Raw genomic sequence first — 13,795 nt, 5'->3', positions numbered from 1 at the left:
ATGTTAACGGCGGCGAAAGCACGCTTTACCAGAGCCAAAATCCACCGCGAGGCAATTGGGTTCAATCGCCAACTGGAGGTCGTCGAACAAGACGCCCAAATTATCTTTCGTATTGTCGGGCAAAGTGTCAGCTTTTAGCGTCAGGGTGTTGCCTTCGACATGCCAAGTCCCTTTGGCAATACCGTCAGCGCTTCCATAAGTTATCCCTCCGGCAAAAGTGCCATCCTTTCGCAGTAGCAACTCCGCTCCCATTTCCATTGCGCCGTGCAAAAAATAATGCCCGTCCAGCGAACTGGACTCTGCTTCGGCGTAAGCAAGAGGCTGCCACATAAGCGCTGCGAAAAGTAATGTTCTTAAATCCATGTATTTGCTCTCCTTACCAACTTCCATAGGGGATACCGAATTTGTCGATGTAGGCTTTGGATACCTCAGAAAGGGGGCGATGTTTGCCGCCGGACTTGCCTTCATAGGGGCCTTTCGGGTTGATGGTTCCCACTACCCGCGCCATTTCGACTGACTTCAGACAGGGGCCGCCGAGCCAGACCTTGGCAATGCCGCCCGGCGCCAGACCGATGCCAATGTCGTCGCGGTAGTCAGTGATCCATTTGCCGTCAGCCTTGCAAAAGGCTTTTTCGGGTTTGCGCATGATCTCCCGTGCGGATTCGGGAATGACGATGTAGGCCTCGTAGGTTTGCGGTTCTGCCAGCGATTGCCAGCGCACGTAAATCAAACGGGGCAGATCGGCACCATTGACGTCACGGCCGGCCCCCCTACCGGGACTTTTGGGCCAGCCTGCGGGCTTCCCCTTATTGTCGCTAGGGGTTAGTACCGATGCGATCCCGGAGCCGGCTCGACGAAAGACGCGCTCCTGGATATCCACCACGTCTGCTGTTTCAATCCAGACTTCCATGTAATCCGGGGCTCCGAAGCCTAATGACCAAGTTTCGTCGTAGCTTGATTGGGCGAAGCTTTGCGAGCAGCCAGCCAACAGCAATCCAACCAGCAGGCCTGCACATCTTGTGAGAAGGCGGACGGAGTTACTCATTGGGGTGTACCACACGTTGGCTGTCTTTGGCTGGTCGGTTGATGAACACAATGTCCAGATCACTGCTATTCAGACCCTTGGCTGCGTTCCAGTTAGCGGAAAGATGGATGTAGCGTCGGCGTAATAATGCTCTTTCTGCAGGCGTCAGGCCTTCAATTGACGACTCCCCCAGTGCGTATGCCTGGAGCTTTTTGTGGATGGGTTCCAGTTCATCAGGCAGGGCCAGTTTCGGGTCATTGGCATCAATGATGTCAAACGGCACTTCGTGTCTGACAGCAAGCTCACGCATGATGCGCAAATACACCAGCGACAGTTCGCCGTGCACCGGGCGCTCAATAGTGGCCGCCGCAAAAACCTTCTTCAGTGGGCTGAGATTGGGCCCACGTCGCTCTTCTGATTGGGTCAATGGTCGTTCCCAGAGCGCCACTTTAAGTTCGTTGCCCGGACCGTCGTATTCGATGACGCCTTTTTCATACCAGGCGTACATTTCCTTTTCGGCGGCAAGGTAAGCGGCACTGCGAGTCGAGGCCATGCTTTGGCTGATGTTGCTGGTAACGGGTTTGCCCAGCAGGAGCTTTTCCTTGGCTCGTGGCAAGTAGCCGCCGCCGAGGTCCGAGTGCGCACCGGGCAAGACCAGGTCTATGTGGTCGAGGCTGTTGAGGGCGAAGTTTTCCCGGATTTCGTCTCGGGCAACCAGATGCACCACTTTATTGGCACAGTCATCTGGCAGTTTGAGATTGACGCCGGGGTTTCTGCTGTTGGTGCCACTGAAGTCGAACAATCCAGGATTGGCAATAGCCGCCACAGTATCGAACAGGCCGATGAAGTTGATGGCAATATCAGTTTTGAGACGCCAGTTAAAGTTGCTGGATAAGAGCGGAGAGCCGGCTGGCAATGCTTTCGCAAGAAGGCTGTGCTCGCCTTTGAGCACTTCGTTCGCAAAGTGCCGTGCGGCTGCCGCACCCCGACTAAAACCGAAAATGTCGAACTCGATTTTCTCGACCATCACTCCGGTGTTTTCCTCTTGGAGCAACCGTAGTTGCTTCAGAATCTTTGCTGGACTTTGTTCAACGCGAGCGACCACACCTGTTTCGCCCCTGCCCGTCGCCTGCGAGTAGAGTGAGTCAGGGCCATTGTTTCTAGTCCCAATGCCTTCGATGTAGACGCGTAAAGAGGCTTTTTTCGTGTTTTCAGGCATAGGCTTATATGAGTGATCGGCGTACAAGTCATACAACCTCGCGATATTGCTCACATCATTCCCATAACTATTGTCCGGCGAGCTCCCATTGCCGTCGTACCCATAGGCAGCGCAATGCTTTTGTATTTCCTCGGCGGCGTCAGCCAGGTTGGCGTCCGGTGCATAGCAAGCCGCCACGGTTTCGCTGTTGGCTTTGTTGTTCCCGGTGCCATCGAAGAACATGCCAATCCGCAAGGTGATGCCGGATGGCACCTCATCTTCCAGTTCGACTTCTTCCTCTTCTTCTTCCAGCTCGCCATCTACCAAGTGTTGTGCTGAGGTCATGGACGGGGCCAATGCCAACACTGCAACGGCACCCGGTAGCAATGGGTTGGCAGACACGCTGGTGCCCGGCGTGCCGCCCGTTTCAATCTCGGTGCTGCTGAAAACACCGCCAGCGTCGATCACGATGTGGTGACCACCCGCTTTCAAGGTGATGCTGGCCCCCGCATCCAGCACCAGATTGGCCCCAGCCTTGATGTGAACATCCTCACCGGCCTCGACCACCAGCGCTTCGCCGATCCGGATATGGCTGCTTCCGGCAATCTGCAGGTAATCACTGGCCTTGAGCTGCACCTTGCGATCCGCCATGACCGTGCGCTGTTCTTCCGCCTCCAGCACCGTGATGCTGTGGCCCTTGATGGTTTCCCGGCGTTCGTTGCCTACCTCCAGCCGACTATCATTTACGACCTTCTGGTCCAGATCGCGCTGGGCACGCAGGTAGATCAACTCTTGCCCGGCGCGGTCTTCAATCGACAGTTCGTTGTAACCACCCGAGCTGGGGGAGCTGTGGCTACGCAGTACGGTTTTGGTTTTGTTCTCGGGCAATGGATAGGGGGCGGGCGTGACCTTGTTCGGCACGCACCCGGTAATGAGCGGATGGTCTGGATTGCCTTCCAGATAGGTGACCACGACTTCCATGCCGATGCGTGGAATGGTCACCGCGCCGAAATTTCCCCCCGCCCAACTGGAGGACACCCGCAGCCAACAACTGCTGTGTTCGCTGTTGCGCTCAGCCCGGTCCCAATGAAATTCGACTTTGACACGACCATATTCATCGCAATAGATCTCTTCGCCAGCCGGTCCTGTGACGCGCGCGGTCTGGCAGACCAGCATAGGTTTTCGGGGAGGCATCGGTGGCCGATAAAACACGTCCCAGGGAATCGCGCTGAAGCGGTTGCGGTAGCCCTGGGTAAAACCGTCCTCAGGTTCGGCAGCGCTGGTGATCGACTCTTCAAGCACCTGGGGTTGTTTTCCAGCGTGAGTGACACTGAGCAGCAGCCATGGATCGTTGTACGTTTCGCGTGGGTGTTGCGTCAGGCTGAAGAAATGACCGCTGCGCAGGGTCGACTGGTCGCTTTCGCCTTCGGCCAATTGGTAATCGGTACGGTGCCGTTCCAGCGCCAGCCGAGCGAGCTGTTTACCGCGTTTTTCGCTCTCGAATAACAGCGGGTAGCGATAGTCTTCAAGCTCAGGAGTGAACTCGGCGGTGAAGCAACTTTCCAGCAACAGACTCGGGCGTTTAAGGTCGTAGTGTCGGCGGGTGGTCGTGCTGGGACGGGAGCTGAAACGCAGGGAGAACTGGCTGACGACCGAATGCTCCGCCACCATGCCGGAGTCTTGCTGGTAAGGGGTTTCGCCCAACTTTGGGAAGCAGGTCTGGTCGTCGGTGAACACCAGCAGGTGGCCTTCCCGGGAGTGCTGGTGGTGCCAGGCGATGCCCTCCTCGGCGCACAGCCGCTGGACGAACTCGAAATCATTTTCCCCGTATTGAGTGCAGTACTCGCGCTCGTGATTCGTTGCGATGTTGAAGGTGAAAGCATCGGCCTGAATGCCATGCCCCTTCAAGACCTGAGCGATGATTTGCGGCACCGTCAGGTGCTGAAAAATCCGTTGGTTGTGGCTGAACTGCAAGTAGTGCAGCGCGGGCACCAGAGTCAGGTAGTAACGGGTCAGGCGTCTATCAGTTTCACCTATGAGCACATCTTCGATACGGCCATGAATGCCTTCACCATTGAGGCCGAACTGGAGAAACGCTGGCTGGCTGAGCAAGCTTTCCAGATCGAAATCAGCGTATTCGCTAACCAGCTCAATCCGGATCGAATACAAGGTGCTGATGGCTTCAGTGCCTTCAAAGGCCAGCACTTTGAAATCGTTGCGAACCGTTGGGATCAACAACGTGAAGTGAGCAGCATTGGCCGGGGCGAACATACGCTTATCCTTTGCTTTTCCGTGGCTCGTCCTTAAGCCGAAAGAGAGACAAATCACGCTGCCCCAGCCATGCCCGGCGTGAGCAAACGCAAACTGTCCAGCACGCTAACAAGAGGGCAAAAGAATGAATGTCGGACGCGTCCAGAAAGTACGTCAGAGTTTTCCGCACATTCAGAATGTTGCGTCAGCAATGCGCGAATGGCTTTCGATACTTTTGTAAGAAGTTTGAGGCGAGCTGAGTACGTATTTGGAGAAAGATGGGTGAAATAAAGGTGTTGTCATTTTGATGGCGCCTTGTATTGATTATTGTCAATTATCGCTACGTCCATGGATGACTGTAACTTTTCGGAAACCTCCTACATTTTTCATGTTTTATTTTTGTCATGCTGGGTTCCGTTTCAGGGCATGAATGTCCTGTGATGATTGGTGGGGTTGATAAACCGCTCTGGCTCAATGGTTGTGGGGGTGATGTGGCGAAGGTGAGGGGGGGCAAAACCGGCATCAGGGGATCCCTTGTCCCCTATAGGGTGCGCGCCTTGAAAGAGCGCGAACTCAATTGGATGAGACTCATCGCAGCTCTTTGATACTGTCCGGCGCCATTGCAACTCCATTGGTCGTAAGACTGTAATCCTAATTAAAGGTCACGGATGTCCCACTCAAGCAAACTTTCTGCCCATTACCTTGAACTCGCAAAAGCCTCTGTTTCCCAAGAGAGTTTCGCGGGCGAGGATGTTCGCTTTTCGAGCGAATACGAGGCATTGGAAAGCGAGCTGGCCAAAGCTCAGTCCATGCACGAAAGCGGTCAGATCGACTGGCTGAAAGTCCGTGAAAACAGCGAAAACCTGTTGCGCACTCAATCCAAGGATTTGCGTGTCGGCGCTTGGCTGACCTGGGCGCTGTACCAGCGCGAATCCTTCCAGGGGCTGCTGGCCGGCCTCGGTTTGCTGCACCATCTCTGTGAAAACCATTGGGCCGAAGTTCACCCGAACAAGGCCCGCACCCGCTCCGCCGCCATCAGCTGGCTGGTGCCGCGTCTTGAGCAGGTGCTGAACGAAAACGTTGCGATCAAAGAGCAGCTGCCGCTGTTCCGCCGGCTGGTCGAGCATCTGGAAGGCCTCGACGCCGCGTGCACCGAGCACTTGGGCGATGACGCGCCGTTGCTGCTGCCGATCTCCCGCCGCTTGAAAAACATGGTTCAGCGCGCCGCCGATAACCAGCCGGAGCCCGGCGTGGTGGGCGCCGCAGTGGCCCAGGTCAAGCAGGCCGCGACCCAGCTGTTCACCCCCGGCGCGCCAATCGACAACGAGAAAGAAGCCCATAAGGCCCTGCGCGCCCAGCAGGAAAGCGCCCGTCCGTTGTGCGCCTGGTGGCTCAAGCAGAAAGCCACCGACCTGCGCGCCCTGCGCCTCAATCGTACGCTGCTGTGGCTGCCCATCGACGCGGTGCCCGAGCGCAATGCCGAGCAGATCACCGTCCTGCGTGGCGTGCCGGCAGACAAACTCAAGGCCTACCAGGACCGCTTCGACCAAGGGAAATACGCTGATCTGCTGGTAGAGCTGGAGGCGAGCCTGGCGAAGGCACCGTTTTGGTTCGATGGCCAGCGAATGGTCTGGGAATGCCTTCAGGGGCTGAACGCCGAGATGGCCATGCGCGAAGTGGAAATCCACTTCGCGCTTTTGGTTCAGCGCCTGCCCGGCATCATCGAATTGCGTTTCCACGACGGCGCGCCGTTCGCCGACCCGGCCACCCGCGCCTGGATCAGCGCCCACGTCATGCCACACCTGCAAAGCGCCAGTGCGCCGCGCAAGGTCGAAGTCGCCGATACCCAGCCGGCCTGGGAGCTGGCCCTGGAAGAAGTCATGCCGATTCTGCGCAAGGACGGCCTCAAGGCCGCCGTGCAGATCCTCAAGCAGGGCCTGCAAAGCGCCAACGGCGGGCGGGTTCGGTTCTTTTGGCAGTTCGCCCTCGCGCGGCTGTGCTTCATGGCCAAGAAATACGAACTGGCCAAGACCCAACTCGAAACCCTCGACCAAACATTACAGGACTCAGGCCTGCACGCCTGGGAGCCCGATCTTGCGCTGGAAGTGCTGCATTTGCTGCATAGCTGCTGCGAGTTGTTACCGCAGAACCATGCAGTGCGTGAACGCAAGGAAGAGATTTATCGCAGGCTGTGCCACCTCGATCTCGAAGTGGTACTCGAATAGGCCCCAGGGCCACAACCGCAAGGAGAAAAGCCATGGCCAAAGAAGGCTCGGTAGCCCCCAAGGAACGCATCAACGTCACCTTCAAACCCGCCACCGGCGGTGCTCAGGAAGAGATTGAACTGCCGCTGAAACTACTGGCAATAGGTGACTACACCCACCGCAAGGACGAACGCAAAGTCGAAGATCGCAAACCGATCAGCATCGACAAGATGACCTTCGACGAAGTGCTGGCCAAGCAAGAGCTGAGCCTGACCCTGAGCGTGCCGAACCGTCTGCAGGAAGATGGCGAAGCCGACGAGCTGGCCGTGCAACTGCGCGTCAACTCGATGAAGGACTTCAACCCGGCATCCTTGGTCGAGCAAGTGCCTGAGCTGAAAAAACTGATGGAACTGCGCGACGCGCTGGTAGCCCTCAAAGGCCCGCTGGGTAACGCGCCTGCGTTCCGCAAAGCCATCGAAGGCGTGCTCGCCGACGACGAATCCCGCGGTCGCGTACTGGGTGAGCTGGGCCTGAACGCCGCAGCCCCGGACGCCTGAGCCCCCATCAGCCAAGGAAGCCAACACAATGAGCACTAGCGCAGCACAGCAAAAGAGCAACGAGAACGGCGAATACAGCATTCTCGACAGCATCATCGCCGAAACCCGCCTGACCCCGGACGACGAAGCCTACGACATCGCCAAACGCGGTGTGTCGGCGTTCATCGAAGAGCTGCTCAAGCCGCAGAACAACGGTGAGCCGGTCAAGAAGGCCATGGTCGACCGCATGATCGCCGAGATCGATGCCAAGCTCAGCCGTCAGATGGACGAAATCCTGCACCACCCGGATTTCCAGTCCCTGGAATCGTCGTGGCGTGGCCTGCAGTTGCTGGTCGACCGCACCAACTTCCGCGAAAACATCAAGATCGAAATCCTCAACGTCTCCAAGGACGACCTGCTGGATGACTTCGAAGATTCGCCGGAAGTGATGCAGTCGGGCCTGTACAAGCACATCTACACCGCTGAATACGGCCAGTTCGGTGGTCAGCCGGTTGGCGCGATCATCGCCAACTACTACATGTCCCCAAGCTCGCCGGACGTGAAACTGATGCAGTACGTGTCCAGCGTAGCCTGCATGTCCCACGCGCCGTTCATTGCTGCCGCCGGCCCGAAATTCTTCGGCCTGGAAAGCTTCACCGGCCTGCCGGACCTGAAAGATCTGAAGGATCACTTCGAAGGCCCACAGTTCGCCAAATGGCAGAGTTTCCGTCAGTCGGAAGACTCCCGTTACGTTGGCCTGACCGTGCCGCGCTTCCTGCTGCGTAACCCGTACGACCCGGAAGAAAACCCGGTCAAATCGTTCGTGTACAAAGAAACCGTCGCCAACAGCCACGAGCACTACCTGTGGGGCAACACGGCCTACGCGTTCGGCACCAAGCTGACCGACAGCTTCGCCAAATTCCGCTGGTGCCCGAACATCATCGGCCCACAGAGCGGTGGCGCGGTTGAAGACCTGCCGTTGCACCACTTCGAAAGCATGGGCGAAATCGAAACCAAGATTCCTACTGAGGTTCTGGTTAGCGACCGTCGTGAATACGAACTGGCCGAGGAAGGTTTCATCTCCCTGACCATGCGCAAAGGCTCCGACAACGCGGCGTTCTTCTCCGCAAGCTCGGTGCAGAAGCCGAAGTTCTTCGGCATCAGCGCAGAAGGCAAGGCCGCAGAGCTGAACTACAAGCTCGGCACCCAACTGCCGTACATGATGATCGTCAACCGCCTGGCTCACTACTTGAAAGTGCTGCAGCGCGAGCAACTCGGTTCGTGGAAAGAACGTACCGACCTCGAGCTGGAACTCAACAAGTGGATCCGCCAGTACGTGGCCGACCAGGAAAACCCAAGCGCCGAAGTCCGTGGCCGTCGTCCACTGCGCGCTGCCCAGATCATCGTCAGCGATGTCGAAGGCGAGCCTGGCTGGTACCGCGTCAGCCTGAACGTGCGCCCGCACTTCAAGTACATGGGTGCTGATTTCACCCTGTCGCTGGTTGGCAAGCTGGACAAAGAGTAAACGGAACGACTCATGACTGGATACGGCAGCCTTTTCGAACGCCTGAATGGCGACGCGGACCAGCGCGTCGGCTGGAGCCGCGAGGTTTCCGCCATGGCGTCGGTGGCTGCCCATCTGGCCAAGATGCTCAGCACCCGTGCGGGCAGCGTGCAAACGCTGTCCGACTACGGGCTACCCGATCTCAATGACATGCGTCTGAGCCTGCACGACTCCCTGAGTCAGGCCCGACTGGCCATCGAAAATTTCATCGAAGCCTACGAACCGCGCCTGAGCAACGTGCGTGTCATCTCCCTGCCGCGTGACAACGATCAGCTTCGGCTGTCCTTCAGCATCGAAGGCCTGCTGGAAGTTGATGGTTTCAAGCGCCAGGTCAGTTTCGCCGCGCGCCTGGATGGCAGCGGTCAAGTAAAGGTCAATTAAGGAGACTCCGATGTCCGGCAAACCCGCAGCACGCGTATCCGACCCCACCGCTTGCCCGCTCCCCGGCCACGGCACCAACCCGATCGCCGCCGGTTCCGGCGACGTGTTCTTCGACGGCCTCGCGGCCGCCCGCCAAGGCGATGCCTCGGCGTGTGGTGGTGCGATGGTTGGCGATCTTGCAACGACTGTTTTGATTAACGGTAAACCGGCGGCGACCGTGGGCTCCGTTGGTGCTCATGGCAATAAATTTACGGCCGGGTCTTCGACGGTGATTATCGGGAACTCTCACACGCCGGTTCCGTTTATTCCGCCGGTTCCATTGATGCTGTTTTCCCATTGTCAGCATGTTGTGATGGAAGATCAGGATGGAAATCCACTTCAGGATATTCCTTATCAGATTACAACCGCCAAAGGCGAAGTTATCTCCGGGCAAAGTGATGCAATGGGCAGAACCCAGTTGGTAGGGGGGGAAGAAGGTGAAACTTTTGACTTTCACGCCGCAATTGATGGAGCGTCGGTATGAGTGCCGAAATTTTGTCTACCTTGATGGCGCGGTCAATTGCGTTAACTCCAAAGTCAGATCCCGTCGGGAAAAAAGTTACCTATAAAGTATTCTGGAAAACGACTGCTTTCTGGACGGATGCAGATATTGCTGCTTATCACGACGAAGCACCATTGATTGCGGAAAAACTGATCAATGAAAAATATTGGGATAAAAACGGCGCTGTAAAAAATAATAAGTTTACGTGTGAAGACTTTGCTCTGAGGGTTTTATGCGAATTTGCGTCTAAGCGTGGATTGCCGGTAAAGCTGAAAACGGGTGTTAGAACTTACCGGAATATGGAGAATTACACCGCAGCGCAGCATGATCGTTACGCTTCCAATATGTACGGCTTTAGCGAAATGGTCATGTTGACCTATGGTGCTCCGGATATGCAGGAAGTGGGTGAAAATACTCTGGCTGTGGATGCAGTAGAAAGCCTGATGCCCGGGGACATCCTTGCGCAGGCTCTTGATCGTCCTGGAGATGTTGCGCACCATATCCAAGTCGTAGTCGGAATTAATACCTCCAGAATTGACATCAGGCAGGGTAATACTAGTGGTTGGAGTACCCGCCCTAATACAACATTTCAGAGATTGATTGGCTCTAACATGGCTGATCCGCAGAATGATGGATATGCGGGTATGTCGATTGAAAAAGGATTTTATGAGAAGGCGGTTGTTGGGTGGGATTATAAAAATATGGCTAAAGGCTCTACGGATGAAGACTTTTTGAAAAACTTCCAATTGTATCGTTGGAATTTCATGGGGTTTAATAAAAAATGAGTTTTGACGTCTATTTGGCAGTGTTGGCTGATAGTGATTTGTTTGGCACTTTGGCGATTTTTTGTTTTTTTGCGGCGATTGGTAATTTGTTTGTTAGGGTTAGAAACTCAAAGTGGCACCGAGTTTTGACTTTTTTGTGTCTGGTGTCCATTACATTGCTCGAAGTGGTTGGCAGTTATTATGCCAACTTACCGCCTGCGTGAATGCAGACTTTTTTCTGTGGTGTTTTGGCACTGAAACTGCTGCTGCTCTACAACGGAAGTTTTACTCAAGAGGATGTAAGGGATGAGCGGTTATCTGGCCGTATTAGCTGACAGTGACCTATTCGGTACGTTGGCCATTTTATCGCTGATTCTAGCCCTGACTGGGCTACGCAATAAAAGCCGTAACTCGAAGCTTCATAGGTTGCTGACGTTCATTGTCTTGATGGCGATACCGGTGATGCACGGCATTGGCACCTATTTCCTGAATTTGCCTCCCGCATAAATATGACCACTGAGCAAAAACACGTATCTAGCTCACCCAAATTCAAAACCAGGCAGCCCATCCATGTCCTTTAACCACTACTACCAAAGCGAACTCACCGCACTTCGCCAGTTAGGTCGTCGTTTCGCCGAGCGTAGCCCGGCGTTGGCGCCTTTCCTTGGTCAGGCCGGGCGGGATCCGGATGTGGAGCGGTTGCTGGAGGGCTTTGCCTTTCTGACCGGTCGTCTGCGCCAAAAGCTCGACGACGAGTTGCCGGAGCTCAGCCATTCGTTGATGCACCTGCTGTGGCCCAACTACATGCGGCCGCTGCCGGCGTTCAGCATTCTGCAGTTCGATCCGTTGAAGCGTTCCGGGCCGGCGTTGAGGGTCGAGCGTGATACGCCGGTCGAGAGTGTGCCGGTCGATGATGTGCGTTGCCGTTTCCGTACGTGCTATCCGACCGAGGTGTTGCCGCTGGATCTGGCTGCGCTGAATTACTCGGTGAAGGGCGACGGTTCGTTGTTGAGCCTGCGTCTGGAGATGAGCGCTGACGGTCACCTCGGCGAACTGGAACTGAGCCGTTTGCGTTTGTACTTCGCCGGTGAGCGTTACATCAGCCAGATGCTTTACCTGAGCCTGTTGCGCAACCTCGAAGGCATTGAGCTGATCCCGCTGGACGGCGCCGGTAAGCCCATCAACGGCGTAAGCGGTCAACCGATGGCGTTCAAGATGCCCGGTGACCGTGTGCAGCCGGTGGGTTTTACCGAAGAGGAAGCGTTGATCCCGTATCCGCTGAACACCTTCCGAGGCTATCGCTACCTGCAGGAATATTTCGCCTTTCAGGACAAATTCCTCTTCGTTGATATCAACGGTCTGGACCTGCTCAAGGCATTGCCGGAAGACACCCTCAAGCAAATGCGCGGCCTTGAGTTGCGCTTCGATATTCGCAAGAGCGGCATCATGCGGATGCGGCCGACCCTGGATAACGTGAAGCTCTACTGCACGCCGATCGTCAACCTGTTCGAGCACGATGCGCTGCCGATTCGCCTCGACGGCAAACAAGACGAATACCTGCTGCTGCCGGCCGAATACGACCTGGAAAACTGCGGCGTGTTTTCGGTGGAAACCGTGACTGGCTGGAAGCCCGGCGGCCTCGGCTATCAAGAGTACGTGCCGTTCGAATCCTTCGAGCACGACCCGAGTTTCGACGTGCCCAACAGCCGTCCGCATTACAGCATCCGCCAGCGTTCGTCCTTGCTGCACGACGGCCTCGACACCTACCTGAGCTTCGGCATCCGCCACACCGAAGCCCACGAAACCCTGTCGATCGAGCTGATGTGCACCAACCAGAACCTGCCGCGCAAGCTCAAGCTCGGCGACATCCGCATGGCCTGTGAAGAGACCCCGGAGTTTTTGAGCTTCCGCAACATCACCCCGGCCACGTCGAGTTTCGCGCCGCCGCTGAACCGCGACTTCCTCTGGAAGCTGATCAGCAACATGTCGCTCAACTATCTGTCGCTGGCCGACGTCAACGCGTTGAAGGTGATTCTCGAAACCTACGACCTGCCGCGCTACTACGACCAGCATGCGGAAAAAGTCAGCAAACGCCTGCTGGGCGGGCTCAAGTCGATCAAGCACCAGCATGTCGACAGATTGCACCGAGGGTTGCCGGTTCGCGGGTTGCGCACCGAGCTGACCATCGACCCGGAAGGGTACATCGGCGAGGGCGACCTGTTCGTGTTCGCTTCGGTTCTTAACGAGTTTTTCGCGCTCTACGCCAGTCTCAATTCGTACCACGAGCTGCGGGTAAAAAGCACACAGGGAGAGGTGTACCAATGGACACCACGTATGGGCCTGCAGCCCCTGCTTTAAGCGGGCTGACCCGGGTAATACGCGAGTACTCGCTGTTTCAGGCCGTGCTGCTGGTGATTGACCGGCTGCGCGATGCACACCCGCACCTGAGCGAAGACGACCTGTACGACCAGCTGGAATTCCAGGCCAACCCGAGCCTGGGTTTCCCTGGCAGCGACGTCGATCGCGTGGAGTTTTTCAAAGAACACGGGCAGATGCGCGCGCGTCTGCGCTTCAACCTGATCGGCCTGGTCGGCTCCGGTTCACCGTTGCCTGCGTTTTATGGCGAACAAGCGCTGGGTGACAGCGAAGACGGCAACCCGACTCGCAATTTCCTCGACCTGTTCCACCATCGCCTGCAACGGCTGATGCTGCCGATCTGGCAAAAGTATCGCTACCGCGCGAGTTTCCAGAGCGGCGCGCTCGACCCGTTTTCGGCGCAGCTGTTTGCCCTGATCGGCCTCGGCGGCGAAGAGATCCGCAAGGCCCAGGAACTGAACTGGAAACGCCTGCTGCCGTACCTCGGCCTGCTCAGCTTGCGGGCGCACTCGGCGGCGTTGATCGAAGCGGTGCTGCGCTACTACTTCAAGCACGCCGAGCTGACGATCGAACAGTGCATCGAGCGCCGCGTCGAAATCCTCGACGAGCAGCGTAATCGCCTCGGTCGCGGCAACAGCATGCTCGGCGAAGACCTGGTGCTGGGTGAACACGTACGCGACCGCAGCGGCAAATTCCGCATTCACATCCGCGAGCTCGACTGGCAACGCTTTCACGAATTCCTGCCGATCGGTTTCGGCTACCAGCCGCTGTGCGCGCTGGTGCGGTTCACCCTGCGTGACCCGCTCGATTACGACATTCGCCTGGTGCTGCGCCAGGAAGAAATCCGCGAACTTCGCATCGGTGAGCAGAACGCCTGTCGCCTGGGGTGGACCAGTTGGCTCGGCCGCGAAAAAGCGGATGGCGTGGTGACCCTGGGCAGCAAAATTCATTAAGGAC

General features: G+C 56.7%; 12 protein-coding genes. 9 read left to right on the top strand and 3 right to left on the bottom strand.

The annotated features are described in order from the left end of the window. Positions 1-3: 3 nt before the first annotated feature. The 3 genes from JUI81_RS10470 to tssI are packed head-to-tail and all read right to left on the bottom strand — an operon-like array spanning position 4 to position 4,493. Positions 4-363 (bottom strand): hypothetical protein, encoded by a 360-nt coding sequence (locus JUI81_RS10470; RefSeq protein ID WP_019580430.1) that lies wholly within the window; start codon positions 361-363, stop codon positions 4-6. 13 nt (positions 364-376) lie between these two features. After that, positions 377-1,045 (bottom strand): DUF2931 family protein, encoded by a 669-nt coding sequence (locus JUI81_RS10465; protein WP_026331814.1) that lies wholly within the window; start codon positions 1,043-1,045, stop codon positions 377-379. Next, positions 1,038-4,493, bottom strand: a complete 3,456-nt coding sequence (gene tssI / locus JUI81_RS10460) for a type VI secretion system tip protein TssI/VgrG (protein ID WP_019580432.1) — start codon at positions 4,491-4,493, stop codon at positions 1,038-1,040. The genes JUI81_RS10465 and tssI overlap by 8 nt, the downstream gene beginning before the upstream one ends. A 647-nt stretch (positions 4,494-5,140) precedes the next feature. Here tssI and tssA point away from each other — a divergent pair. The 9 genes from tssA to tssG all read left to right on the top strand — a co-directional run bounded on the left by tssA (position 5,141) and on the right by tssG (position 13,791). Beyond that, positions 5,141-6,697, top strand: coding sequence for a type VI secretion system protein TssA (gene tssA, locus JUI81_RS10455; RefSeq protein WP_019580434.1), 1,557 nt, complete (start codon positions 5,141-5,143; stop codon positions 6,695-6,697). 32 nt (positions 6,698-6,729) lie between these two features. After that, positions 6,730-7,233: a type VI secretion system contractile sheath small subunit gene (gene tssB, locus JUI81_RS10450; protein ID WP_019580435.1), complete on the top strand. Its 504-nt coding sequence runs from the start codon at positions 6,730-6,732 to the stop codon at positions 7,231-7,233. Between the two features lie 28 nt (positions 7,234-7,261). Further along, a complete protein-coding gene (gene tssC / locus JUI81_RS10445; protein ID WP_019580436.1) occupies positions 7,262-8,737 on the top strand; it encodes a type VI secretion system contractile sheath large subunit in 1,476 nt (491 codons plus the stop codon). Positions 8,738-8,749: 12 nt separating this feature from the next. Then, positions 8,750-9,157 carry a type VI secretion system baseplate subunit TssE gene (tssE, locus tag JUI81_RS10440; protein ID WP_204124209.1) on the top strand — a complete coding sequence of 136 codons (408 nt, stop codon included), beginning with the start codon at positions 8,750-8,752 and terminating at the stop codon, positions 9,155-9,157. A 10-nt stretch (positions 9,158-9,167) separates the two neighbouring features. Beyond that, positions 9,168-9,680, top strand: a complete 513-nt coding sequence (locus tag JUI81_RS10435; protein ID WP_204124208.1) for a PAAR domain-containing protein — start codon at positions 9,168-9,170, stop codon at positions 9,678-9,680. Continuing rightward, complete coding sequence (locus JUI81_RS10430; RefSeq protein WP_064621121.1) at positions 9,677-10,483, top strand: hypothetical protein; 807 nt, start codon at positions 9,677-9,679, stop codon at positions 10,481-10,483. The genes JUI81_RS10435 and JUI81_RS10430 overlap by 4 nt, the downstream gene beginning before the upstream one ends. 285 nt (positions 10,484-10,768) lie before the next feature. Beyond that, a complete protein-coding gene (locus JUI81_RS10425; RefSeq protein WP_019650072.1) occupies positions 10,769-10,969 on the top strand; it encodes a hypothetical protein in 201 nt (66 codons plus the stop codon). 63 nt (positions 10,970-11,032) lie between these two features. Next, positions 11,033-12,820, top strand: coding sequence for a type VI secretion system baseplate subunit TssF (gene tssF, locus JUI81_RS10420; protein WP_204124207.1), 1,788 nt, complete (start codon positions 11,033-11,035; stop codon positions 12,818-12,820). After that, positions 12,784-13,791 (top strand): type VI secretion system baseplate subunit TssG, encoded by a 1,008-nt coding sequence (tssG, locus tag JUI81_RS10415; protein WP_204124206.1) that lies wholly within the window; start codon positions 12,784-12,786, stop codon positions 13,789-13,791. The genes tssF and tssG overlap by 37 nt, the downstream gene beginning before the upstream one ends. The last annotated feature ends 4 nt before the right edge of the window (positions 13,792-13,795 follow it).

This window comes from Pseudomonas sp. 008, from assembly GCF_016861935.1.
Taxonomy (GTDB): domain Bacteria; phylum Pseudomonadota; class Gammaproteobacteria; order Pseudomonadales; family Pseudomonadaceae; genus Aquipseudomonas.
Note: the sequence above shows the minus strand (reverse complement) of the source record. Positions and strands in the feature narration are given on the sequence as shown.